The following is a 22339-nucleotide window of genomic DNA, read 5'->3' on the forward strand; positions in this document are numbered from 1 at the left end:
GTGTTGTTCGGGAATCACTCCGGAACGTAGACGGGACGGCGCTTTTCGAGGAAGGCGCGCATCCCCTCGGCGAAGTTCTTGCTGCCCGCCGTCATCAGCTGGTTGCGGTTTTCCAGCGCCATGACGTGCTCCAGGCTGGAGCCGTCGACCGAGACATTGATGCCTTCCTTGGTCATGCGCAGACCCATCGGCGATGCGGCGAGCATATCGTCGACATAGCTCTGCGCTGCCGATTCCAGCTGTTCGTCGGGCACGACTTCGGAAACGAGGCCGGTGGCGAGCGCGCGCGGAGCGTGGATGAAACGGCCGGTCAGCATCAGCTCCGAGGCGACCGATGTGCCGACGAGGCGGGGCAGGAAATAGCTGACGCCCATGTCGCACGAGGACAGGCCGAGCTTGATGAAAGCGGCATTCATGCGCGCGCTTTCACCCGCAATGCGAATGTCCGAAGCAAGCGCGAAGGCGAAGCCGCCACCGCACGCCGGGCCGTGGATCAGCGAGACGATCGGCTGCGGGCAGCGACGCATCTTGATATAGACGTCGGCCAGCCACCCCTGGAAGCCGAAGCCCCCGCCGAATGGCACTTCGCCGCGTTCGTCGCTGCGCTCCTTGATATCCAGCCCGGCGCAGAACGCTTTTCCTGCGCCGCGCATCACCACGATGCGGACCGTGCGATCATGATAGAGCTTGCCGAAGTAGTCGTTCAGCTCGCCCACCATCTCCGACGAAATCGAGTTCAGCGCGTCGGGCCGGTTGAGCGTGAGCCAATCGACCTCGCCGCGCTTTTCGATCAGAATCGTGTTGTAGCTCATCTCCGCATCCCCGCTTGTTAATTGTCCGGTTAAGTGGCGATACCGCACCAGATGCAGGGGGACAAGCCGGGCGTTACCGGTGGCGCGCCCATTCGCCGGCGCCGCGCCGCCGCAGCCACAGGATCGACCAGTCGCCGCGCACCATGCGTGCTGCGAGCCGCAGGCCGGCCTTGCGATAGGCGGCGCGCACGGCCGGTTCCTGCGTTTCGAGCAGCCCGGCAAGCAGCACGCTGCCGCCCGGCGCGACCGATGCAGCGAAATCGGGGGCGAGTTCGACCAGCGGTCCGGCGAGGATGTTGGCGATCAGCAGATCATAGGGCCCGGCGGCGCGCAGGAGGGGATGATCCATGCCCTGGGCGATCACCATCGCCATGCGTCCCGGCCCATCGCCCAGCGCGATGCCGTTGGCATCGGCATTGTCGGCCACAACCGGACCGCACACCGCGTCGATGTCGCTGGCTGTGGCGCGCGCACGCGGCCACAGGTGCATGGCGGCGAACGCGAGCAGGCCGGTGCCGGTGCCAATGTCGGCAAGGTTGCGGACGCGAACGCCCTGCCGCTTCATGTGGGCCAGCATGGCAAGGCATCCCGCCGTGGTGGCATGCTGCCCGGTGCCGAAGGCCTGGCTGGCGGGGATCAGGAAATTGCGGATGCCCGGCGCATCAAGGTCGGGATAGTCGGGCGTGTGGACGTAGAACGGCCCTTCGTGGATCGGCTCGACGCCCTGCTGGCTGAGCGTGACCCAGTCGGTTTCGGGCAGCTTCTCGATGATCAGGCTCGGCGCATCATCGCCGAACAGGCTGATGATCGAGGCCTTGTCGGCCTTGGTGGGCTTGCGGCCCATCCAGGCCTCGAGCTGCCAGTCCTCGGGCTTGTCCTCGGCGATTTCGCTGCCGGCGATGACAATGTCAGGATTCCAGTCGATGGCATCCTCGTGCCTGACCAGGGCCGCCTCAATCACGCCGCGCGGGCCAAAAACGGTAATCTTCCAGCTTTCAGCGGACATAGCTGGCTCCATTGGCGTCGATCGTGGTGCCGGTCATGCTGGGCGGCGCGTCGAGCGCGCAGAAGGTCGCGATCGTGGCGATTTCGTCAGGGGTCGCGACACGGCCAAGCGGGATGTCGGCCAGCAGGCCGGGACCGCCCCGGCTGGCGAGATAATCGCCGGCCATGGCGGTGTCGGTGAAGCCGGGGGTAATCGCGAAGCTCAGGATCCCTTGCGCCGCATAACCGCGCGCTATGGTCTTGTGCATGGCGATCATGCCGCCCTTGGCTGCCGCATAGTGCCAGTGGTCGGGCGAATCTCCGCGATAGCCCGCACGGCTGGCGACATGGACGATGCGGCCGGCATGGCCGCGCTCCAGCCAGTGCTGGACGGCAAAGCGGGAAAGCTGGGCTGCAGAGGTCAGGTTGATGCGCAAGGTGTCCTCGAACGCGTCGAGCCATGCGATGTCCGACCCGGCGATCGGGTTGGCCTCGAACAGCCCCGCATTGTTCACCAGCACGTCGATGGTGCCGCCCGCCGCTTCCAGCGCCGCCTGCCACAGCCGTTGCGGGGCGCCGGGATCGGCCAGGTCGGCCCCGATCACGCCGGGGGCGGGGCGGCTGCCGTGGCGGACCACGCGGATGCCGCGCGCCGCGAGGGACTCCGCGATCGCCGCGCCGATGCCGCGGGTGGACCCGGTGACGAGCGCTGCGGGGGGCAAGGTCGATGTTTCCATGGCCCCCTCTAGGCCATTGATTTGCCGCGCTGCAACCGGCGGATGGCATTTGGACCTTCGGCCTGCTTGCACAGGATAGCATTTCGACTAATACGAATCGCGTCCCGACCGTGGCATAGGCCCGGTCCGTCAACCAATTCGAGGGGGTTACAATGGCGCAGGCGCGCAGCAACCGGCCACTTTCGCCGCATCTCCAGATCTGGCGCTGGGGCCCGGCGATGCTGGTCTCGATCCTGCATCGCGTTACCGGCAACGGTCTGGCCTTCGCGGGCCTGGGCCTGCTGCTGTGGTGGGTCGGCGCGATCGCAAGTGGTCCGGAAAGCTATCAGACGTTCCTCGACTGGGTCTGGCTCGGCACCGGTGGCGGCCTTCAGGTCGTGACCGCGCTGCTCGGCAAGGTGGTCCTGGTCGGCCTTACCTGGGCGTTCTTCCAGCACGCGGCTTCGGGCATCCGTCACCTCGTGCTCGATATCGGCGCGGGTTACGAGCTTGAAACCAACGCCCGCTGGTCGACGCTGACGCTGGTCTTCTCCGTCCTCGCCACCATCCTCTTCTGGGCTTTCGTGCTGCTGCGCTGAGCGCCGGCACGATCTGTCCTTCCCAACACTCGGGGGTTTCATGGGTAACGGTACCTCAATCGGTCGCGTCCGCGGGCTCGGCTCCAGCCACCAGGGCACGCACCACTGGCTGCTCAGCCGCTTGACTGCGGTCGGCAACCTCGTCCTCATTCCGTTCCTGCTGGTCAGCCTGGCGCTGATGCCGTCGCACGATTACGCGACCGTCCACGCCTGGTTGTCCAAGCCGGTGCCGTCGACGGCGCTGGTGCTGATCCTGATCAACACCTTCTATCACGCGCGCCTTGGCGTGCAGGTCATGCTGGAAGACTACATCCACGAAGAAGGCGGCAAGGTCGTCGCGTGGCTGCTGGTCAACATCGTGCCCTTCGCCGGTGCCGCGTTCGGCATCATCTCGGTTATCCGTATTGCTCTCGGGGGCGCCTGAGCCATGACTTCTACCCAGCCTGCCTACAAGATCATCGACCACACCTACGACACCGTCGTGGTGGGGGCCGGCGGCTCGGGCCTGCGCGCCACCATGGGTTCGGCCCAGGCCGGCCTGCGCACCGCCTGCATCACCAAAGTGTTCCCCACGCGCTCGCACACCGTTGCGGCGCAGGGCGGCATCGCGGCCTCGCTCGGCAACAACAGCCCGGACCACTGGACCTGGCACATGTACGACACCGTCAAGGGGTCGGACTGGCTGGGCGACCAGGACGCCATCGAATACATGGTGCGCGAAGCTCCGGCGGCCGTCTATGAACTGGAACACGCCGGCGTTCCCTTCAGCCGCAATGCCGAAGGCACGATCTACCAGCGTCCGTTCGGCGGCCACATGCAGAACATGGGCGAAGGCCCGCCGGTGCAGCGCACCTGCGCCGCGGCCGACCGCACCGGCCACGCCATGCTCCACGCGCTGTATCAGCAGAGCCTGAAGTACGACGCGGACTTCTTCATCGAATACTTCGCGATCGACCTGATCATGGAGAACGGCCAGTGCCGCGGCGTGATCGCGCTGTGCATGGACGATGGTTCGATCCACCGCTTCCGCAGCCACGCGGTCGTGCTGGCGACGGGCGGCTATGGCCGTTCGTACTTCACCGCCACTTCGGCGCACACCTGCACGGGTGATGGCGGCGGCATGGTGCTGCGCGCGGGCCTGCCGCTGCAGGACATGGAATTCGTCCAGTTCCACCCGACCGGCATCTACGGCGCGGGCGTGCTGATCACCGAAGGCGCACGCGGCGAGGGCGGCTACCTCACCAACTCCGAAGGCGAGCGTTTCATGGAACGCTACGCTCCTTCGGCGAAGGATCTGGCCAGCCGTGACGTCGTCTCGCGTTCGATGGCGCTGGAAATCCGCGAAGGTCGCGGCGTAGGTCCGCACAAGGACCACATCTACCTGCACCTCGATCACATCGACCAGAAGGTGCTGGCCGAGCGCCTGCCGGGCATCACCGAAAGCGGCAAGATCTTCGCCGGCGTCGACCTGACCCGCCAGCCGCTGCCGGTCGTGCCGACCGTCCACTACAACATGGGCGGCATCCCCACGAACTACCACGGCGAAGTCGTCACCATCGGTGCCGACGGCAATCCGGAGACGATCATCCCCGGCCTGTTCGCGGTGGGCGAAGCGGCCTGCGTTTCGGTCCATGGCGCCAATCGCCTTGGCTCGAACTCGCTGATCGACCTGGTCGTGTTTGGCCGCGCCACTGGCCTGCGCCTCAAGGAACTGATCAAGCCGGGCACCGCGCACAACTCGCTGCCCAAGGACAGCGCGGACCTGTCGCTGACCCGTCTCGACCACTTCCGTCACGCCAAGGGCGGTTCGCCCACGGCCGAAGTCCGTACCGAGATGCAGCGCACGATGTCCGCCCACGCGGCCGTGTTCCGCACCGACGAACTGATGGCCGAAGGCAAGGTCAAGCTCGCCAAGACCTATGAGCGGATGCAGGACATCCACGTTTCGGACCGCTCGCTGATCTGGAACTCGGATCTGGTGGAGACGCTGGAGCTGGACAACCTGATCAGCCAGGCCTCGGTCACGATGCATTCGGCATACAACCGCAAGGAAAGCCGCGGCGCCCACGCGCACGAGGATTTCCCCGATCGCAACGATGCCGAGTGGATGAAGCACACCGCGACCTGGTTCGACGGCTGGGGCGGCAAGGGCGGCGCGGTGAAGATCGACTACCGCCCGGTCCACGAATACACGCTCACCGACGACGTCGAGTACATCAAGCCCAAGAAGCGCGTGTACTGATCCGCGTCCGTCTGGTTGCGAATGATGAGGCCGGGGCGAAAGCTCCGGCCTTTTCTCTTTGGGGGTCAGGGCGGCCATGCCCGTGCTGCCATGACGTTCGTCCGCCTGCCCTTGGCGGTTGGTAGAGCAGGGCGGGACCGCACGCGCAGCCGAAACTAGCAGGACGGCGGGTTCGGGGGCGAGTGAAAGGACCCGATCATGCCGTTTGCCAACCGACCCGCGTTGATGATCGCGACACTGGCGCTGGGCGGGCTGTTCCCGATGGCGGCCGCTTCCGCGCATCGCACGGCGGCCGCCTGTCCGGATGTGCCCCAGCCGCCGCTGCCGCCCGAGCCACCGGCCGCACCCATACCACCGGCCCCACCCGAACCGCCGGAGATCGACATGAGCGAGATGCGCCGCGAGATCGACGCCGGACGGCAGGAGGCCATCGCCGCGATCCGGGAGGCCCGGCGTGAGGTGGAGCATGAGGCTTACATGCCGACAGGCGTGCGGGCGCGGGTGCTGGCCGAGCTCGACGCGGCGCTGCGCCGGGTCGAGCGCGAATTCGCCCGCCGGCACGACTGAAACGGAACGCCTCGGCGGATATCAGCGCCGGCGGCGCGAAGGCGGCGTCTGCGCCGAGGCGGTCTTGTCCTTGGCCTTTTCCGCCTCCTTCGCGGCGACTTCCTTCGCGCGCGCGGCCTGAATCAGCGCGACGTCAGAGGCGCTTGCCGCGCGGGCGGGGTAGCGGCAGCCCTTCTGCTGGCCGAGCCCCTTGAGATAGGCGCGGCGGACCGACCCGGCGTAGATCGCGAGGTTCCACTGGCGCTGGTTCTCGTTCGCGCCGGAAATTTCGCGGATCACGCCGCCGAACGGGATCAGCGAGCCAACGATGGATTTGGCCAGGTTGCCCACGCTGTTGCCGCGCTTTTCCGACAGGGACTTTTCCTGCACCACGTCGATGTCATCGCCCAGCACGGCGTCGAGCTGGCGAACTTCCTCCTGGATCTGGCCGCACTTGCGCAGTGCCGATACATCGTACGGGTGATCGCGCGCCGCGATCAGGAGAGGCGGTATTTCGTCTTTCTTGAGGTTGATGTCCGCGAGCGGCTTGGTCACCACATCGGTCGCGGTCACGTCCTTGGGCGCAACCGCGGTCTGGGCGAGGGCCGGCACGGCCCCCATCAGCGCCAGCAGGCCGGCGGAAATCGTCAGTCGTCTGGTCATGTCGATCATCCCTGTTTTCGGCACTACGCGGCAAGGCGGGCGATGTTCCGCCCTTAGCCCGCCATGTCGGCAAAGGTGTCGCACTGGTCCTCGTTGCCCGTGTCGAGACCCTTGCGCAGCCACGTCATGCGCTGTGCCGCGCTGCCGTGGGTGAAGGCGGCCTCCACCGGCCGCCGGCCTGCGGCCTTCATCAGCGTGTCGTCGCCGATCTGATGCGCGGCGCGCAGGCCTTCTTCCAGATCGCCCGGCTCGATCCGGTCGCGGTTCTTCGCGGCCCAGACGCCTGCGTAGCAGTCCGCCTGAAGTTCAAGCCGCACCGAAAGCTGGTTGGCGCGGCTGGGGTCGCGCTGCTGCGCCTGATGGACCTGATCGGACAGCCCGGTCAGGCTCTGGATGTGGTGGCCATATTCGTGGGCCATCACATAGGCACGGGCGAAATCGCCACCGGCACCCATCTTCTTGTCCATCTCGGTGTAGAAGTCGGTGTCGATGTAGATGCCCTGGTCGGTGGGGCAATAGAACGGCCCCATCGCGCTCTGCGCCGCACCGCAGCCGGATTGGCCGGCCTGCGAATAGAACACCAGCTTGGGCGCGGCGGCATTGATGCCCGCCTTGGCGAGGATCGGTTCCCACGTGTGGTTGAGCGAGGCCAGCGCGTTGCAGCTTTCGTGGCTGAAGGCGTTGACGTTGCAGCTTTCCGCGATGGACTTGGCACCGGTCGGTCCGCTCGCCACCGGCCCGCCGACAACGCCCTGCTGCCCGCCGCCAAGCAGGTTGCCGAGGCCTCCGAACAGCGCCATGCCGATCACTACCACGATGATCCCGCCGATGCCGAAGCGGCTGCCGATCAGCGAGAGCAGGCCGAAGGGGAGGCCTCCGCCGCCGCCGCCAAAGCCGCCGCCACGGCCGCGCTGGTCTTCCACCCTGATCGAATCGTCGTAGTCGTCGAGCCGCATCGTCTTGTCCCTTCGCCGTTCCGGCGGGCGTGATCGCCCTGGCGGTTTGCGGCATCGCATAAAGGAAATGCCCCGGCCCGGGATGGTTCCGCAAGACGTTCCGGATGCCATCATGTGCCATGAGCACCCGGCGTTGCACCGATGCCGCGCTCAAGCGTTGTTCATGTTTGTTGTATCACTGGGAACTTGCGCCGCCCGACGGGTTTTGACAGCTATCGGACTTGCGGTGAAGCGTTTGGGGGCGTCGATGAGTCGTTGGACATGGCAGCGGCTATCAGGGCGGATCGTCCTTGCTGCTTCCGCGTTCGCGATGCTGGCGGCCGCAGCCCCCGCGAAACGCGAAAATCCGATCGAAAAGGCACTGCGCCAACACGTCGAGACGCTCGCCAGCGACGATTTCGATGGCCGCGAGCCAGGCACCGAGGGCGAGAGCAAGACGCTGCGCTATCTTGCCCGGCAGTGGTTCGACATCGGCATGGAATCGGGCACCAACGATCCGGCGCATGGCTGGTTCGCTCCGGTGGAAGTGGTCGAGCGCGAGCCACTGTCGTTCCGCGCTTCCTTCACGCGCGGACGGCGCAAGATCGTGGTGCCCGACGATGCCGGGCTGGTGGTCACATCGGGCATTCGCAGCCTTGTCGAAAACGCGCCGGTGGTGTTCGTGGGCTATGGCGATGCGCCGGCGGTCCCGCGCATCGAACTCGCGGGGCGCATCGCGCTGATGCTCGACAGCCGCCGGCCGGGCAGCGCGCCCGACAGGGAAGGCGGCGATCGCGCCGGGCGCCTGCTCGATGCCGGTGCGGCGGCGGTGGTGACCGTGCTCGATGGCGACCAGACGATCGACGACGTCACCGCACACCGACGCCGCGCGGGCTATGCGCTGTCGGGCGACAGGCTGGGCGGGGACATCGAGGCCTATGTCAGTTCTGCGGTGGCCAATGCCATGCTCGCCGGGGGCACGGTGGCCGATGTCAGCGCGCTGCGGCGCGAGGCGGCGGCGGTGGACTTTGCGCCGCGGCTGATGGGCCTGTCCGGCACGCTGGAGGCGACGAGCCGCGAGACGCGCATCCGCACGCACAACCTGATCGGCAAGCTGGAAGGCCGCAATCCCGGCAGCGGTGCGGTCATGCTCGTCGCGCACTGGGACCACTTCGGCAAATGCGCGTCCCCGCCGGCCGAAGACCTGATCTGCAACGGCGCGGTGGACAATGCCAGCGGGCTTGCGGTGATCACCGAGGCCGCGCGCATTCTCTCGCGCGGGCGGCAACTGGACCGCGACGTCTATTTCCTGGCGACCACGGGCGAGGAACTGGGCCTGCTGGGGGCGCTGGCCTTTGCCGAAAGCCCGCCGCTGCCGCTCGATCGGATCGTGGCGGTGTTCAACGTCGACAGCACGGGGCTGGCTCCCGCCGGTCAGCCATTCAGCGTGGTGGGCAAGGGCACGACCGATCTCGACGCCGGGATCGTGCAGGTGGTGCGCGCGATGAAGCGCAAGCTGGCGCCGGGCGATGCCGCCAATGCCTTCATCAAGCGGCAGGATGGCTGGGTGTTCCGGCAGCATGATGTGCCCGCCGTGATGGTCAGCACCAGCTATTCGAACCAGGAACGGCTCGAGAAGTTCATGGAGGATACTTACCACCGTCCGTCGGACGAGGCGGCGAAGGTGGAATATGGCGGCATGGTGGACGATGTGCAGATGCAGGTCGAACTCGTGCGCTATTTCGGTGACGCCCGGCGATTTCCGGGTCGAACGAATGCAGGTTCCCGTACCCCCTAGCGGAATGCGGCCGGCTTGATTACATGGGCCGCCACGATTCTCCCCGCACAGGAAGTGGCACCCATCATGGAAATCCCTCTCGGCCTTACCTTCGACGACGTTCTCCTGCGTCCTGCCGAGTCGGATATGCTGCCATCAGAGGCGGACACCAGCACCCGGCTGACCAAGTCGATTTCGCTCAATATTCCAGTGCTGTCGTCCGCGATGGACACCGTGACCGAGGCTGACATGGCCATCGTCATGGCGCAGCTGGGCGGCATTGGCGTGCTTCATCGCAACCTGACGATCGAGGAACAGAGCGCCGCCGTGCGGGCGGTGAAGCGTTTCGAGAGCGGCATGGTGGTCAACCCCATCACCATCGCGCCCGACGCCACGCTGGGCGAGGCGCAGGCGATCATGCGCACCAACAGGATCAGCGGCATCCCGGTGGTCGAAACGTCGGGCAAGCTGGTCGGCATCCTGACCAACCGCGACGTGCGCTTTGCCGACAATCCGGCGCAGCCGGTGCGCGAGCTGATGACTCATGAGAACCTCGCCACGGTCAAGCTCGGCAGCAGCGGAGACGAGGCGCGCCGCCTGCTCCACCAGCGCCGGATCGAGAAGCTGCTGGTGGTGGACGATGCGTTCCACTGCATCGGCCTGATCACCGTGAAGGACATCGAGAAGGCCGTCACCTTCCCGAACGCGACCAAGGACGCCGCTGGCCGCCTGCGCGTGGCCGCCGCCACCACCGTTGGCGAAAAGGGTCTGGCGCGCACCCGTGCGCTGGTCGAGGCGGAATGCGACGTCATCATCATCGACACCGCGCACGGCCATAACCGCGATGTCGCCCGCGCGGTCGAGGCGGTGAAGAAGCTGTCGAACACCGTGCAGGTCATCGCCGGCAATGTCGCCACCGCCGAAGCGACGCGCGCGCTGATCGACGCGGGGGCTGACGGGATCAAGGTGGGCATCGGGCCTGGCTCGATCTGCACCACCCGCATCGTTGCGGGCGTCGGCGTGCCGCAGCTGACCGCGGTGATGGAATGCGCCGCCGAGGCGAGCAAGTCGGGCGTGCCGGTGATCGCCGATGGCGGCCTGCGCACCTCGGGCGATGCGGCCAAGGCCCTTGCCGCCGGTGCCAGCTCGATCATGATCGGCTCGATGCTGGCGGGCACCGAAGAAGCGCCGGGCGAAACATTCCTCTACCAGGGCCGTGCCTACAAGTCGTATCGCGGCATGGGTTCGGTGGGCGCGATGGCGCGCGGCTCGGCCGACCGCTATTTCCAGCAGGACATCAAGGATTCGATGAAGCTGGTGCCCGAAGGCATCGAAGGCCAGGTGCCCTACAAGGGACCGGCCAAGGATGTGGTTCACCAGCTGGTCGGCGGCATCAAGGCGGCGATGGGCTATACCGGCAGCCGCAGCATCGAAGAACTGCGCACCAACGCGAAGTTCGTGCGGATCACGAACGCGGGGCTGAGCGAAAGCCATGTCCATGACGTCACGATCACGCGCGAGGCGCCGAACTATCCCACGCGCTGATCGGCGCGCGGGTGCAGGCGTGACCGGGGGCGGGCGATGACGCCTTCGGCGCGCGTACAGGCGGCTATCGACATTCTCGACGCTGTGATCGCGGCGGCACGGGGGCAGGGTGCTTCGGCCGACCGCATCGCGGCGGAGTGGTTCCGCGCGCGCCGTTTCGTCGGATCGAAGGACCGCCGCGCGATCCGCGATATGGCATGGAACGCCATCCGGGCCTGCGGTGACATTCCCGAGAATGGCCGGGCTGCCATGCTGCGGCTGGCGCAAGGCGATGCCGCGCTGGCGGCGCTGTTCGACGGATCGCGCTATGGCCCGGCGCCGATCGGTGCGGGCGAAGGCGCGGCAAGCGGGGGCGCGGCGCCGCAATGGCTGCTGGACCGTCTTGAAGCGTCGGGTCTTGGGCCGGACGAGCAGGGCGCGCTGCTGGCGCGTGCGCCGCTCGATCTGCGTGCCAACGGCCTGAAGATCACGCGTGAGGAATTGGCCGACCGGCTACCGGTGACGGCGGAGCCGACGGCGGCCCGGCAGGGGCTGAGGCTCGCTGCGGGCACGGCGGCCGAGAGCTGGCCGGAATATGCCCAAGGGCTGTTCGAGGTGCAGGACACCGGCAGCCAGCTTTCGTGCGAAGCGCTGGACGTGCGACCGGGCGAGACGGTGGTGGATCTGTGCGCCGGTGCGGGCGGCAAGACGCTCGCACTCGCCGCAGCGATGGGCAACACCGGGCGCCTGATCGCCTGCGACATCGACCGCGCGCGCCTTTCGCGCCTGCCCGAACGCGCGGCACGTGCCGGCGCGCTGGCGGAGACTCGGCTGCTCGATCCGGGCCGCGAGATGCAGGCGCTCGCCGATCTGGCCGGCGGCGTCGACGCAGCGCTGGTCGATGCGCCCTGTTCGGGCACGGGCACGTGGCGGCGCAATCCCGAGGCGCGCTGGAGGCTGACGCCCGCGGGCATCACGCGCTACGCCGGGATGCAGGCGAACGTCCTGCGCATTGCGGCCGATCTTGTCGCGCCGGGTGGCCGGCTCGTCTACATCGTCTGTTCGCTCCTCGATCAGGAGGGCGCCGACGTGGTGCGGGCCTTCCTTGCCGAACGGTCGGACTGGGTGGCGGAAACGGTGACGTGCCCGCTGGGCCGCGCCCGCGGCGATGGGTGGCGGCTGACACCGTTCCATGACGGGACGGACGGGTTTTTCTTCGCACGGCTGCGGCACTTGTGATAAAAACCCGGAGGATGGACGCCGGAGGATCTCGCAAGCTGGATTTCCGGCTCAAGGAGCTGTTGATGCGCTATACGCCTGCTGCTGTTGCCCTGTCCCTGTTGGTCCTGGTCACCGGAAGCATGGGATCGGCGCGCGTGAGCGACCCGATCGATCCGCGCGCGCAGATGCTGCTCGAAACGGGCCGTGCGCAGCTGTCGCACGGCGAAATCGATGGCGCGACGGACAGCTTCGAGGCGGCGCTGGCGGTCGATCCCGGCTATGTCGGCACGTACCTCGCGCTCGGCGACGCGGCGCGCAAGTCGGGCCTTCAGGGCAAGGCGATCCACTACTACCGCGAAGCGCTGGAGCGCGATCCCAACAATGTCGCGGCGATTTCCGGCGAAGGCGGTGCCTTGGCCGAGAAGGGCGCGGTCGAGAAGGCACGCGCGAATCTCGCCCGGCTGGAAGGGCTGTGCGGGAAGGGCTGCGGCGAGACGGAAGCGCTGTCCGCCGCCATCGCGCGCGGCGCGGTGCCCAAAGTGGTGACCGCCGAGGCGATCACGCCGCAACCGACTGTTGAAGCAAACTGACAGGCGAAGAACTGAGAGTGAAGGCAGCGGCCGGCGCAATCACCCGCCCGTAGCGTCAGATCAGCGCGCGGAACTCGTCCAGCACCTGCCGGTAGACACGCCGCTTGAACGGCACGATCAGGTCGGGGAGCATTTCCGGCTCGACCCATTTCCATTCGCAGAATTCGGGCGGGTTATGCGCCTCAAGGTCAATGTGCGCGTCTTCGCCGGTGAAGCGCAGCAGCAGCCAGCGCTGGCGCTGCCCGCGAAAGCGGCCGCCCCACAGTTTGCCGAGGAGCTCGCCGGGAAGATCATAGAAATGTTCTTCCCGGCTCTCCGCGATCACGGTGACGAGGTCCGGCGTGACGCCGGTTTCCTCGTGCAGTTCGCGGAACGCGGCGGGGTGGAGATCCTCCCCGTCGTCGATCCCGCCCTGCGGCATCTGCCAGGCATCGCCTTCCTTGTTGTCGATACGCTTGCCCACGAACACGCGGCCATGCGCATTGACCAGCATCACGCCCACGCAAGGACGATAGGGAAGCCCGGCAAAGTCAGCACTCATCGCGTTGTCGTTCCTCAGTGTTCAGCCCGGCATCAGGCGCCTGCCTTTGCCAGCTTCACGCGCACCTCGGCCAGAATTGCGGCGAGGTCGTCGTTCGCGCTCGGCAGGGCCTTGCGGGTCTGGACGAAGCCATGGATCGTGCCTTTCATCTCAAGGTAGGTTACGTCAACCCCCGCTTGGATCAGCGCAGCGCCATAGGCGCGGCCACCGTCCCGCAATGGATCGAGTCCGGCGGTGACGAGCACGGTCGGCGGGGTGCCGGCAAGATCGCCCTTGATCGGTGCGGAACGGGGATGGCCCTGCTCGGCGCCATAGGCTTCGCCGAACCAGATCATCGTTTCGCGGGTCAGCAGGAAGCCTTCGGCGAAGGCATGATACGACCAGTCGTCGAGGTTGTCGTCCGCCACGGGATAGAGGGGCACCTGCACCAGCACGGGAACCGCGGCGGGTTTTGCCGCGAGCGCCTGGGCGATGACGATGGTGAGGTTTCCGCCGGCCGAATCGCCCATCGGGACAAGCCCGGTGAACGTGCGGCCCAGTTCGGCCGGGCTGCTGGCGATCCAGCGCGTCGCGGCTTCGCAGTCATCGGGCGCGGCAGGGAAGGGGGCTTCGGGTGCCAGGCGGTAATCCACCGCCACCACCGGAAGGTCCAGATCGGCCGAGATCGCGGTGCACAGGCTGTGATGGCTTTCTAGATCGCCGATGACGAAGCCGCCACCGTGGTAGAACACCACCACTGGGCCGGCCTCGCGCACTTCGCGCGTATCGTAGAAGCGCAAGCGGATGTCGCCGGCGGGCCCCGGGCAGGTCAGGTCGCGGATCACGGCGAGCGGGCGGGGATCGGCCTCGGCCATCTGGCCCATGGCGATGTAGCCCGCGCGCGCGGCCTCGGGACCGACCGCGCTCATCGGGGGTGCATCGATCGCGTTCATCATGTCGAGGAAGGCGCGCACGTCGGGCCGCACGTAGTGCTCGGTCCGCTCGATGGTTTCGCTATCAGCCATTGCCCTTGGTCCTTTTCCCTTGTCCGGTTGCACCGCCGGGGTGCCCGCTCGTGATATTGAGTCTGCTTTTTGCAACTTGACTAGCCCTCTCGAACGGAATCAAGTCGGTGGGAGCGTTTTTGCGTGGGAGAGATTTTCTTCTTTGCGTGAGCGCCAGTGGGGGAATAGGCGCGGAGCAAGCTCTTCCGGGGGACTCTCCGGCGCGCAGCAGAGGATCATATGGCTACACTTGCAGAAGGACCGGACGCTCTGACGGGCGGCAAGGAAACGCCCGCCCCCGAGGCGGTCGTGGTACGTTTTGCCGGCGACTCGGGCGACGGCATGCAGCTGACCGGTGGTCAGTTCACGCTTTCCACCGCGCTGGCGGGTAATGACCTTGCCACGTTCCCCGATTTCCCCGCCGAAATCCGCGCGCCGCAGGGCACGCTGTTCGGTGTCTCGGCGTTCCAGATCAACTTTGGCTCGACTGACATCGACACGGCGGGCGACCAGCCCGACGTGCTCGTGGCGATGAACCCGGCTGCGTTGAAGACCAACGTCGGCGCGCTCAAGGCCGGCGGCCTGATCATCGCGGACACCGGCGAGTTCAACAAGCGCAACCTGGAAAAGGCCAAGTACGACGTCAGCCCGTTTGACGACGGCAGCCTTGAAAAGTGGCAGGTCCTGGCGTTCGACATCTCGGCACTGACGCTGGAAGCGGTGAAGCCCTTCGGCCTTGGCAACAAGGAAGCGCTCCGCTGCAAGAACATGTGGACGCTCGGCCTTGCGCTGTGGATGTTCGACCGTGATCGCCAGCCGCTGATCGACTGGCTCAACGCCAAGTTCGCCAAGAACAAGGTGCTGGCCGACGCCAACATTGCCGCGCTGAATGCCGGCCATGCCTATGGTGAGACGGCGGAAATCGCCGGGCCGCTCAAGCAGTATCACATCGCTCCGGTCGAAAGCGAACCGGGCCTCTACCGTACCGTCACCGGCGCGGAAGCGATCAGCCTGGGCCTCGTGGCGGGCGCGCAGCTGGCCGAATTGCCGCTGTTCTTCGGCGGTTATCCGATTACCCCGGCCTCCGCGATCCTGCACAACCTTGCGCGGCTCAAGGAATTCGGGGTCACCACCTTCCAGGCGGAAGACGAGATCGCGGCGATCGCCTCGGCCATCGGCGCGTCCTATGCGGGCCAGCTGGGCGTGACGTCGTCCTCCGGCCCCGGCATCGCGCTGAAGGGTGAGGCCATGGGCCTTGCCATCATCACCGAGCTGCCGCTGGTCATCGTCAACTCGCAGCGCGGCGGCCCTTCGACCGGCCTGCCGACCAAGACCGAGCAGTCGGACCTCTATCAGGCCGTTTATGGCCGCAACGGCGACGCGCCGATGCCGGTCATCGCCGCGCGTTCGGCGTCGGACTGCTTCGAATGCGCGATCGAGGCGTGCCGCATCGCGGTGGAATACATGACCCCGGTCATGCTGCTCACCGACGGCTACATCGCCAATGCGGCCGAACCGTGGAAGGTGCCGGATCCGGCCAGCTTCACGCCGTTCCCGGCGAAGTTCCTCGAAGAGAAGAACGGCCCGAACGGCGAACTGCTGCCTTTCGCGCGAGACGAGAAGGGCGCCCGTCCGTGGATCAAGGCCGGTACGCCTGGCCTGATGCACCGTATCGGCGGCATCGAGAAGAACCCCGGCACCGGCAATATCGACTATTCGCCGGCCAGCCACCAGCTGATGACCGACGCGCGCCGCGCAAAGGTCGACGGGGTTGCCAATAGCATCCCGCAGCAGGAGGTGACTCTTGGCGAGGCGGGCGGCAAGCTCGCGGTCGTTGGTTGGGGCAGTACCTATGGCCCGATCCACCAGGCCGTGCGCCGCGCACGCCGCAAGGGGCTCGACGTCGCGCACATTCATGTGCGCCACATCTGGCCGCTGCCGACCAACCTGGGCGATCTGCTCAAGGGGTATGACAAGGTGCTGGTGCCCGAAATGAACACCGGGCAGTTCAAGACCGTGCTGCGCGACCAGTATCTGGTCGACGCCAAGCCGCTCAACAAGACCAGCGGCCAGCCGTTCACGATCGCGGAAATCGAAGCCGCGATCGAAGCCGCGCTGGCGTAAGGGGAACAGACATGAACGACATGACCCCCATCGCGAAGTTCCAGACCACCATGAAGGACTGGGAAACCGACCAGGAAGTGCGTTGGTGCCCGGGTTGCGGCGACTACGCGATCCTGAAGGCGGTGCAGCGCACGCTGCCTGAAATCGGTGCCGATCCGTCGAAGACCGTGTTCGTTTCGGGCATCGGCTGCTCAAGCCGTTTCCCGTATTATGTGGAAAGCTATGGCTTCCACACGATCCACGGCCGCGCGCCGGCGTTCGCCACGGGCATCAAGCTGGCCAACCCCGAACTCGACGTGTGGCTCGTCACCGGTGACGGCGACGGCATGTCGATCGGCGGCAACCACACGATGCACATCCTGCGCCGCAACGTGAACACGCAGATCCTGTTGTTCAACAACGAGATCTACGGCCTCACCAAGGGCCAGTATTCGCCCACGAGCCGGCTTGGCACCAACTCGCCGACCTCGCCGCTCGGCTCGGTCGACCGGCCGGCGCTGCCTTGCGCTTTCGCGCTGGGTGCGGGCGGGCGGTTCATCGCGCGCGCCTATGACGTGTCGAAGGATCTTGGCTCGGTGCTGAAGGCCGCCCATGCCCACCAGGGCGCGGCGTTCGTGGAAATCTTCCAGAACTGCATCGTCTATAACAAGGACCGGTTCGACGATTTCACCGCCAAGGGCGTGGCCGACCAGAACCAGCTCTGGGTGAAGGACGGCGAGCCGATGCTGTTCGGCAGCGTCAAGTCCGGCGGCGTGAAGGGCATCGCGCTCGACATCGAGACGCTTAGCCTCAAGGTCGTCGACGTGGTCGATGGCGATTGGCAGGCGGCGGGCGTGATCGTCCACAACGTCAAGAACCGCGCGATCGCGCATATGCTGGTGGAAATGCCGTTCGGTCCGTTCCCGATGGCGCTGGGCGTGATCTACGATGATCCGCGTCCCACGTACGAGCAGACCACGCTGGAGCAGGACGCCAAGGCCCGCGCCGGCAAGGAAGCGAACCTCGCCAAGCTGCTCGGCAAGGGCCAGACCTGGACCGTTTCGGGCACCGCCGCCGATCCGATCTGATCCGGCGACAATCGCAGTGTAATCAGGAGGCCTCGCCGGGATCGGCGGGGCCTTTCTGCTGGACATCGCCGGGCGTCATCCCTTCCAGCGCAGCATCTGCCTGTTCAGCCACCGCCTTTGCTGGCCGGTGCAGCAGCGCCGAGGCGAGGAATGCCCAGCCAGCACCGCCAAGCCATCCGGCCACGACATCGCTGGGAAAGTGGACGCCCAGCCATACCCTGCTGAACGCGATCATCAGCGTCAGCAGCAGCGCGCTGGCTACGAGCGTCCAACGCACGCTGCGACGGGGGCTCATGGCGGCAAAGGCCAGCGCCATCGCTATATAGACCACGGCCGCGTTGAAGCTGTGCCCGCTGGGGAAGCTTTGCCCGCCGGCCTCGGTAAGGTGCGGCACGATCATCGGGCGCGGGCGGCCGACGGTCAGCTTCACCAGCGAATTGACGATCCACCCGCCGCCGATGGTCGCGGCGAGCAACACTGCTTCGCGGCGCAGGCGCAGGAACAGCAGCGCGACGATCGCACCCATCGCGAACAGGTTGCGCAGCAGCACGCCGCCCAGCGCGGTCATGTCGCGCACGCCTTCGAGCACCCACGGGGGACCGGCCGGAGTGAGTTCCGCCCCCCGGCGCCAGAGCAGCAGTCCTGCGCTGTCGACAGCCGCGGTGCGCCCCGCCTCGACCGCCCAGACGATCACGCCGAAGCCCGCCCAGCACAGCGCTGCGGCGACGAGTGCGTGTGTGGGCGAAATGCGCCACCCGTGGGTGGGCAAGGGCACCCTTACGGACAGGTGGCGATCATGGTCTGGTTCGGTCATTGCAGCGGGAAACCCTCGCGGGGCGCACGGTGTTCCCGAAAAGAATGGGCCGCGCGGCAAGGAAAGGATGGCATCGTGACAGCTTCGCCGGCGGCATCGCCCTGCATCGTCTGGCTGCGCCGCGACCTGCGTCTGGCCGATCAGCCCGCCTTCGCGGCTGCAGCGGCCTCGGGCGCGCCGGTGATACCGGTCTATGTGCTGGATGACGATACGCCGAAGCATCGCCGCATGGGCGCCGCCTCGCGCTGGTGGCTGCACCACAGCCTCGCCAGCCTCGATGCGGACTTGCGCCGGATTGGCTCGCGGCTGATCCTGCGGCGCGGCAAATGCCACGAGGAACTGGCCGCAGTCCGCCGGCAGACCGGGGCGCGCATCGTCCACGCGCTGCGGCATTACGAACCCTGGTGGCGCAATGCCGAAAAGGCGGTCGGCAAGGCCTTCACGCTGTATTGCCACGACGGCAACTATCTCGCACCGCCGGGGTCGGTGACGACGGGTGCGGGGCAACCCTACAAGATCTATACGCCATTCTGGCGCGCCCTGTCCGAGCGAATGCCTCCGGCGCCGCCGCTGCCCGCGCCGGAGCATCTGGCAGCGCCGGCGATCTGGCCCCAATCCGACGATCTTGCCGACTGGAACCTGCTGCCCAGCAAGCCCGACTGGGCGGGCGGGATGCGCGAGGAATGGACCCCGGGCGAGGCCGGCGCGCGCGAACGCCTTGCCGACTTTGCCCCCATCGCCGCGCGCTACGAGGAGCAGCGCAATCTGCCGTCGGTCGAGGGGACCTCGCGCCTGTCGCCGCATCTTCATTTCGGCGAGATTTCGCCGGCGCAGGCGTGGCACGCCGCAGCGGCGAAGGGCGGATCGGTCGGCACCTTCCTGGGCGAGCTGGGCTGGCGCGACTATGCGCAGAACGTGATCCTGCAATATCCCGACTATGCGACCCGCAACGCGCGCGAGGCGTTCGACCGGATCGCATGGCGCGATGCGCCCGCCGATCTGGCCGCATGGCAGCAGGGGCGCACCGGCTATCCCATTGTCGATGCCGGGATGCGCGAGCTGTGGCATACCGGATGGATGCACAACCGCGTGCGGATGATCGCGGCGAGCTTTCTGGTGAAGCACCTGCTGATCGACTGGCGCGAAGGCGAGCGCTGGTTCTGGGACACGCTGGTTGATGCGGACTATGGCTCGAACGCGGTGAACTGGCAGTGGACAGCCGGAACAGGCGTCGATTCCAACATGTTCGTGCGGATCATGGCGCCGTTGACCCAGTCTCCCAAGTTCGAGGCGGCGGACTATATCCGGCGCTGGGTTCCGGAACTCGCGCAACTGGCGGACAGGGACATCCACGATCCCGTGCGCCCGCCCAAGGGATATCCGGCGAAGATCGTCGGCCATGCGGAGGGGCGCGCCCGCGCGCTGGCGGCCCACGGCCTGATGAAGGAAAGTTGAGAGCGGCTGCCGCTTCGTTCAGCGGAGCCTTTCAGCGAGCGTGGCGGTAGACCCCGTCGCCGCGATAGCGCGCCAGAAGATTGTCATGCACGATCGGGCTGAGCAGGTTGGCGAAGGCGCAGCCCACCACGCCGTTGTGCCACCACGCCACTTCGGCTTGAAGCGATTCAAGGCCCGGCAGGGTCAGCCAGCAGATCGTGCCCACGTGCATCCGGTTGAGTGCGGTTCCCGAGAATCCGCCCAGCGAAAGATCCTGCACGATGGTGTGGAAGCCCTTGGCCGCAGAGGGGCGCAAGGTGGCCGGAATGGACACCCTGGACCGCGGCGCGCAGCGATCTTCCTGCGCTGAGTGTTCATAGCTGCCCGGTCCGAACCGGGAATCCCGCCAAGTCGTGCTCATCGACCAATCTCGCAAAGTCGCGCCATCGGGGCGCGATTCCTTCCGGAATTACCGGCAGGATTGGAGAAGGATGACGGTTCGACCTTACCGCTGCGTTATCAGGATTGGTTAACGCGCTCGCGGTGGGGGCTGGCGAAGCTTTCGCCGACCAGTGTGGCAATCCGGTTGGCCACCACTTCCGGTGCCTTGACGCTCTGCGGGTCTTCGCCCGGATAGGCCTTGGCGCGCATCGCGGTGCGCGTGGCACCCGGATCGACGATGGCGACGCGCACGTTCGATATCGAGCGCACTTCCTGCGCGTAGCAGTCCAGCAGGTTGTCGAACGCGGCCTTCGACGAACCGTAAGCACCCCAATAGGGGCGCGCGGTGGCGCCGACGCTGCTCGTCACGCCGATCACGCGGGCGTTCTTGCTCTTCTTGAGCATCTTGTCGAAGCCCATGATCAGCGCCTGCGTCGCCAGCACATTGAGCGTCAACCCGCGCATGAAATCGCGCTGGTCGATCTGCCACACCGGGGTCAGCACCGGGAGGACGGCCGCGTTGATGACCAGGATGTCCAGAGCATCCCACCGGCCGGAGATCGCAGTGGCCAGCCGGGCAATGCCTTCGGGCTCTGCAAGGTCGACCGGCGCGATCGTCGCGTGGCCACCGGCTGCGAAAATTGCTTCCTCGACCGCTTCCAGATCCTTCGCGGTGCGGGCGACGAGGACCACGTGCGCGCCGGCGGCGGCAAGAGCCTTCGCCGTTGCCGCGCCGATGCCACGGCTGGCGCCGGTAACAAGTGCGAGCTGGCCTTCGAGCGGCCGCGAGCCGTCCGTCATCAGGCCACCTTGCCGACAGGCAGCGAAAGCTGCGCGGGATCGTCCCGCTCGGCCAGGTCGGTCAGCCGGGTGGGATATTCGCCCGAGAAGCAGGCGTCGCAATATTGCGGGCAGGCGCTGTCGCGCTGCTTTTCGCCCACCGCGCGGTAGAGTCCGTCGATCGAGACGAACGCGAGGCTGTCGGCATGGATGAACTTGGCCATCGCCTGAATGTCCATGCGCGCGGCAAGCAGCTTCGAGCGTTCGGGCGTATCGACGCCGTAGAAGCAGGAATGCTCGGTCGGCGGGCTGGCGATGCGCATGTGCACTTCGGCGGCGCCGGCATCGCGCATCATCTGCACGATCTTGAGGCTGGTGGTGCCGCGCACGATCGAATCGTCGATCAGCACGATGCGCTTGCCTTCGACGAGCGCGCGGTTGGCGTTGTGCTTGCGCTTCACGTCAAGATTGCGCGCGCCGTCCGAAGGCTGGATGAACGTGCGGCCGACATAGTGCGAGCGGATGATGCCCAGCTCGAACGGGATGCCCGACTGCTGTGCATAGCCGAGCGCGGCGGGAACGCCGCTGTCCGGCACCGGAATGACGAGGTCGGCATCGGCCGGGCTTTCGATCGCCAGCTGGCTGCCGATGGCCTTGCGCACCTGGTAGACCGAGTGCCCGCCCATGACCGAGTCCGGGCGGCTGAAGTAGACGTGCTCGAAAATGCACGGACGGCCCGGCGTGTCGCCGAACGGGCGGTGGCTGCGGATCTCGCCGTCGAGATCGACCTGGATCAGTTCGCCCGGCTCGACTTCGCGCACGAAGTCCGCGCCGACCACGTCGAGCGCGACCGTTTCGCTGGCGAAGACCATCGCGTCGCCCAGCTTGCCCATCACCAGCGGGCGGATGCCCAGCGGATCGCGGCAGGCGATCATGCCCTCAGGGGTCATGCAGATCAGCGAATAGGCGCCTTCGACCAGCCGCAGCGCATCGACGAAGCGGTCGAGCAGGGTGGGGTAGCGGCTCGTCGCGACGAGGTGGATGATGACCTCGGTGTCGGACGTCGACTGGAAGATCGCGCCCTTCTGCACAAGGTCACGCTTCAGGAACATCGCGTTCGAGATGTTGCCGTTGTGCGCGATGGCGAACCCGCCGGAGGCAAGGTCGGCAAAGAGCGGCTGCACGTTGCGCAGGCCCGATCCGCCGGTGGTGGAATAGCGCACGTGGCCGGCAGCCATCATCCCCGGCAGTTCGGCGATAGCCTGCCCCGACGAGAAGTTGGCGGCAACGTGGCCGATGCCGCGGCGGGAGTAGAACTCCTGTCCGTCGAAGCTGGTGATGCCCACGGCTTCCTGCCCGCGGTGCTGCAACGCGTGCAGCCCGAGTGCAACCATGGCCGCGGCATCGCGCGCGCCGAGCGCGCCGAAAATGCCACATTCTTCGCGCAGCTTGTCGCCGTCGCGGCTGAGAAAGGGATCGGTGATGTTCATGTGTCTTGGTGGACTCGCAAGGGCGCAAAGGGCACCGGCCAGGGTCGGCGCCCATG

The 22339-nt window shown here is 66.8% G+C and carries 22 protein-coding genes; 11 read left to right on the forward strand and 11 right to left on the reverse strand.

Annotation, left to right across the window (positions count from 1 at the left end):
- Positions 1-14: 14 nt before the first annotated feature.
- The 3 genes from OLX02_RS15140 to OLX02_RS15150 form a co-directional block, all read right to left on the reverse strand.
- Positions 15-812 carry an enoyl-CoA hydratase/isomerase family protein gene (locus tag OLX02_RS15140; RefSeq protein WP_264424192.1) on the reverse strand — a complete coding sequence of 266 codons (798 nt, stop codon included), beginning with the start codon at positions 810-812 and terminating at the stop codon, positions 15-17.
- Between the two features lie 73 nt (positions 813-885).
- The gene (locus OLX02_RS15145) at positions 886-1818 is read right to left on the reverse strand and encodes a 50S ribosomal protein L11 methyltransferase (RefSeq protein WP_264424194.1); all 933 of its coding nucleotides are present in this window, start codon (positions 1816-1818) and stop codon (positions 886-888) included.
- Positions 1808-2533, reverse strand: coding sequence for an SDR family NAD(P)-dependent oxidoreductase (locus OLX02_RS15150; RefSeq protein WP_264424195.1), 726 nt, complete (start codon positions 2531-2533; stop codon positions 1808-1810). The genes OLX02_RS15145 and OLX02_RS15150 overlap by 11 nt, the downstream gene beginning before the upstream one ends.
- A 152-nt stretch (positions 2534-2685) precedes the next feature.
- Here OLX02_RS15150 and sdhC point away from each other — a divergent pair, with 152 nt between their 5' ends.
- From sdhC to OLX02_RS15170, 4 genes are all read left to right on the forward strand, one after another.
- Complete coding sequence (gene sdhC / locus OLX02_RS15155; RefSeq protein ID WP_264424196.1) at positions 2686-3111, forward strand: succinate dehydrogenase, cytochrome b556 subunit; 426 nt, start codon at positions 2686-2688, stop codon at positions 3109-3111.
- Positions 3112-3151: 40 nt separating this feature from the next.
- Entirely contained in the window at positions 3152-3535 is a 384-nt protein-coding gene (sdhD, locus tag OLX02_RS15160) for a succinate dehydrogenase, hydrophobic membrane anchor protein (RefSeq protein WP_264424198.1), read from the forward strand.
- Between the two features lie 3 nt (positions 3536-3538).
- Positions 3539-5353, forward strand: coding sequence for a succinate dehydrogenase flavoprotein subunit (gene sdhA / locus OLX02_RS15165; RefSeq protein ID WP_264424200.1), 1815 nt, complete (start codon positions 3539-3541; stop codon positions 5351-5353).
- Positions 5354-5551: 198 nt separating this feature from the next.
- Positions 5552-5920, forward strand: coding sequence for a hypothetical protein (locus OLX02_RS15170; RefSeq protein ID WP_264424202.1), 369 nt, complete (start codon positions 5552-5554; stop codon positions 5918-5920).
- A 21-nt stretch (positions 5921-5941) separates the two neighbouring features.
- Here the strand turns inward: OLX02_RS15170 and OLX02_RS15175 are convergent, their stop codons facing one another.
- Positions 5942-6562 (reverse strand): hypothetical protein, encoded by a 621-nt coding sequence (locus tag OLX02_RS15175; RefSeq protein ID WP_264424204.1) that lies wholly within the window; start codon positions 6560-6562, stop codon positions 5942-5944.
- Positions 6563-6615: 53 nt separating this feature from the next.
- On the reverse strand, positions 6616-7518 hold the full coding sequence (locus OLX02_RS15180) for a neutral zinc metallopeptidase (RefSeq protein ID WP_264424206.1): 903 nt from the start codon (positions 7516-7518) through the stop codon (positions 6616-6618).
- A gap of 247 nt (positions 7519-7765) precedes the next feature.
- Here OLX02_RS15180 and OLX02_RS15185 point away from each other — a divergent pair, with 247 nt between their 5' ends.
- The 4 genes from OLX02_RS15185 to OLX02_RS15200 all read left to right on the forward strand — a co-directional run bounded on the left by OLX02_RS15185 (position 7766) and on the right by OLX02_RS15200 (position 12609).
- The gene (locus tag OLX02_RS15185; RefSeq protein WP_264424207.1) at positions 7766-9295 is read left to right on the forward strand and encodes a M28 family metallopeptidase; all 1530 of its coding nucleotides are present in this window, start codon (positions 7766-7768) and stop codon (positions 9293-9295) included.
- Positions 9296-9361: 66 nt separating this feature from the next.
- Positions 9362-10819, forward strand: a complete 1458-nt coding sequence (guaB, locus tag OLX02_RS15190) for an IMP dehydrogenase (protein ID WP_264424209.1) — start codon at positions 9362-9364, stop codon at positions 10817-10819.
- 36 nt (positions 10820-10855) lie between these two features.
- Complete coding sequence (locus tag OLX02_RS15195; RefSeq protein ID WP_264424210.1) at positions 10856-12037, forward strand: RsmB/NOP family class I SAM-dependent RNA methyltransferase; 1182 nt, start codon at positions 10856-10858, stop codon at positions 12035-12037.
- A 65-nt stretch (positions 12038-12102) separates the two neighbouring features.
- Positions 12103-12609 (forward strand): tetratricopeptide repeat protein, encoded by a 507-nt coding sequence (locus OLX02_RS15200; protein ID WP_264424212.1) that lies wholly within the window; start codon positions 12103-12105, stop codon positions 12607-12609.
- Between the two features lie 55 nt (positions 12610-12664).
- Here the strand turns inward: OLX02_RS15200 and OLX02_RS15205 are convergent, their stop codons facing one another.
- A complete protein-coding gene (locus OLX02_RS15205) occupies positions 12665-13150 on the reverse strand; it encodes an RNA pyrophosphohydrolase (protein WP_264424214.1) in 486 nt (161 codons plus the stop codon).
- Positions 13151-13182: 32 nt separating this feature from the next.
- Positions 13183-14154, reverse strand: coding sequence for an alpha/beta hydrolase (locus tag OLX02_RS15210; RefSeq protein ID WP_264424215.1), 972 nt, complete (start codon positions 14152-14154; stop codon positions 13183-13185).
- 219 nt (positions 14155-14373) lie between these two features.
- Between OLX02_RS15210 and OLX02_RS15215 the strand changes: the two genes are divergently transcribed.
- Together OLX02_RS15215 and OLX02_RS15220 are read left to right on the forward strand one after the other, a co-directional pair.
- On the forward strand, positions 14374-16257 hold the full coding sequence (locus tag OLX02_RS15215) for a 2-oxoacid:acceptor oxidoreductase subunit alpha (protein ID WP_264424216.1): 1884 nt from the start codon (positions 14374-14376) through the stop codon (positions 16255-16257).
- Between the two features lie 11 nt (positions 16258-16268).
- The gene (locus OLX02_RS15220) at positions 16269-17324 is read left to right on the forward strand and encodes a 2-oxoacid:ferredoxin oxidoreductase subunit beta (RefSeq protein ID WP_264424218.1); all 1056 of its coding nucleotides are present in this window, start codon (positions 16269-16271) and stop codon (positions 17322-17324) included.
- A 22-nt stretch (positions 17325-17346) separates the two neighbouring features.
- On the opposite strand, the gene OLX02_RS15225 is transcribed toward OLX02_RS15220, so the two are convergent.
- Positions 17347-18138 carry a phosphatase PAP2 family protein gene (locus OLX02_RS15225; RefSeq protein WP_264424219.1) on the reverse strand — a complete coding sequence of 264 codons (792 nt, stop codon included), beginning with the start codon at positions 18136-18138 and terminating at the stop codon, positions 17347-17349.
- A gap of 75 nt (positions 18139-18213) precedes the next feature.
- On the opposite strand from OLX02_RS15225, the gene OLX02_RS15230 reads away from it, so the two are divergent.
- Positions 18214-19593, forward strand: coding sequence for a cryptochrome/photolyase family protein (locus OLX02_RS15230; protein WP_264424221.1), 1380 nt, complete (start codon positions 18214-18216; stop codon positions 19591-19593).
- Positions 19594-19624: 31 nt separating this feature from the next.
- Here OLX02_RS15230 and OLX02_RS15235 read toward each other — a convergent pair whose 3' ends face one another.
- The 3 genes from OLX02_RS15235 to purF all read right to left on the reverse strand — a co-directional run bounded on the left by OLX02_RS15235 (position 19625) and on the right by purF (position 22283).
- On the reverse strand, positions 19625-19993 hold the full coding sequence (locus OLX02_RS15235) for a PilZ domain-containing protein (protein WP_264424222.1): 369 nt from the start codon (positions 19991-19993) through the stop codon (positions 19625-19627).
- A gap of 98 nt (positions 19994-20091) precedes the next feature.
- The gene (locus OLX02_RS15240) at positions 20092-20814 is read right to left on the reverse strand and encodes an SDR family NAD(P)-dependent oxidoreductase (protein WP_264424223.1); all 723 of its coding nucleotides are present in this window, start codon (positions 20812-20814) and stop codon (positions 20092-20094) included.
- Complete coding sequence (gene purF / locus OLX02_RS15245; RefSeq protein ID WP_264424225.1) at positions 20814-22283, reverse strand: amidophosphoribosyltransferase; 1470 nt, start codon at positions 22281-22283, stop codon at positions 20814-20816. Before purF ends, OLX02_RS15240 begins: the two co-directional genes overlap by 1 nt.
- Between the last annotated feature and the right edge of the window lie 56 nt (positions 22284-22339).

This window comes from Novosphingobium sp. KCTC 2891, assembly GCF_025938155.1.
Taxonomy (GTDB): Bacteria; Pseudomonadota; Alphaproteobacteria; order Sphingomonadales; family Sphingomonadaceae; genus Novosphingobium.

What these genes read in the sequence shown, in the direction of transcription:
- OLX02_RS15140 (WP_264424192.1), bottom strand. Translation starts at nt 812, where the DNA reads ATGAGCTACAACACGATTCTGATCGAAAAGCGCGGCGAGGTCGATTGG.
- OLX02_RS15145 (WP_264424194.1), bottom strand. Translation starts at nt 1,818, where the DNA reads ATGTCCGCTGAAAGCTGGAAGATTACCGTTTTTGGCCCGCGCGGCGTG.
- OLX02_RS15150 (WP_264424195.1), bottom strand. Translation starts at nt 2,533, where the DNA reads ATGGAAACATCGACCTTGCCCCCCGCAGCGCTCGTCACCGGGTCCACC.
- sdhC (WP_264424196.1), top strand. Translation starts at nt 2,686, where the DNA reads ATGGCGCAGGCGCGCAGCAACCGGCCACTTTCGCCGCATCTCCAGATC.
- sdhD (WP_264424198.1), top strand. Translation starts at nt 3,152, where the DNA reads ATGGGTAACGGTACCTCAATCGGTCGCGTCCGCGGGCTCGGCTCCAGC.
- sdhA (WP_264424200.1), top strand. Translation starts at nt 3,539, where the DNA reads ATGACTTCTACCCAGCCTGCCTACAAGATCATCGACCACACCTACGAC.
- OLX02_RS15170 (WP_264424202.1), top strand. Translation starts at nt 5,552, where the DNA reads ATGCCGTTTGCCAACCGACCCGCGTTGATGATCGCGACACTGGCGCTG.
- OLX02_RS15175 (WP_264424204.1), bottom strand. Translation starts at nt 6,562, where the DNA reads ATGACCAGACGACTGACGATTTCCGCCGGCCTGCTGGCGCTGATGGGG.
- OLX02_RS15180 (WP_264424206.1), bottom strand. Translation starts at nt 7,518, where the DNA reads ATGCGGCTCGACGACTACGACGATTCGATCAGGGTGGAAGACCAGCGC.
- OLX02_RS15185 (WP_264424207.1), top strand. Translation starts at nt 7,766, where the DNA reads ATGAGTCGTTGGACATGGCAGCGGCTATCAGGGCGGATCGTCCTTGCT.
- guaB (WP_264424209.1), top strand. Translation starts at nt 9,362, where the DNA reads ATGGAAATCCCTCTCGGCCTTACCTTCGACGACGTTCTCCTGCGTCCT.
- OLX02_RS15195 (WP_264424210.1), top strand. Translation starts at nt 10,856, where the DNA reads ATGACGCCTTCGGCGCGCGTACAGGCGGCTATCGACATTCTCGACGCT.
- OLX02_RS15200 (WP_264424212.1), top strand. Translation starts at nt 12,103, where the DNA reads ATGCGCTATACGCCTGCTGCTGTTGCCCTGTCCCTGTTGGTCCTGGTC.
- OLX02_RS15205 (WP_264424214.1), bottom strand. Translation starts at nt 13,150, where the DNA reads ATGAGTGCTGACTTTGCCGGGCTTCCCTATCGTCCTTGCGTGGGCGTG.
- OLX02_RS15210 (WP_264424215.1), bottom strand. Translation starts at nt 14,154, where the DNA reads ATGGCTGATAGCGAAACCATCGAGCGGACCGAGCACTACGTGCGGCCC.
- OLX02_RS15215 (WP_264424216.1), top strand. Translation starts at nt 14,374, where the DNA reads ATGGCTACACTTGCAGAAGGACCGGACGCTCTGACGGGCGGCAAGGAA.
- OLX02_RS15220 (WP_264424218.1), top strand. Translation starts at nt 16,269, where the DNA reads ATGAACGACATGACCCCCATCGCGAAGTTCCAGACCACCATGAAGGAC.
- OLX02_RS15225 (WP_264424219.1), bottom strand. Translation starts at nt 18,138, where the DNA reads ATGACCGAACCAGACCATGATCGCCACCTGTCCGTAAGGGTGCCCTTG.
- OLX02_RS15235 (WP_264424222.1), bottom strand. Translation starts at nt 19,993, where the DNA reads ATGAGCACGACTTGGCGGGATTCCCGGTTCGGACCGGGCAGCTATGAA.
- OLX02_RS15240 (WP_264424223.1), bottom strand. Translation starts at nt 20,814, where the DNA reads ATGACGGACGGCTCGCGGCCGCTCGAAGGCCAGCTCGCACTTGTTACC.
- purF (WP_264424225.1), bottom strand. Translation starts at nt 22,283, where the DNA reads ATGAACATCACCGATCCCTTTCTCAGCCGCGACGGCGACAAGCTGCGC.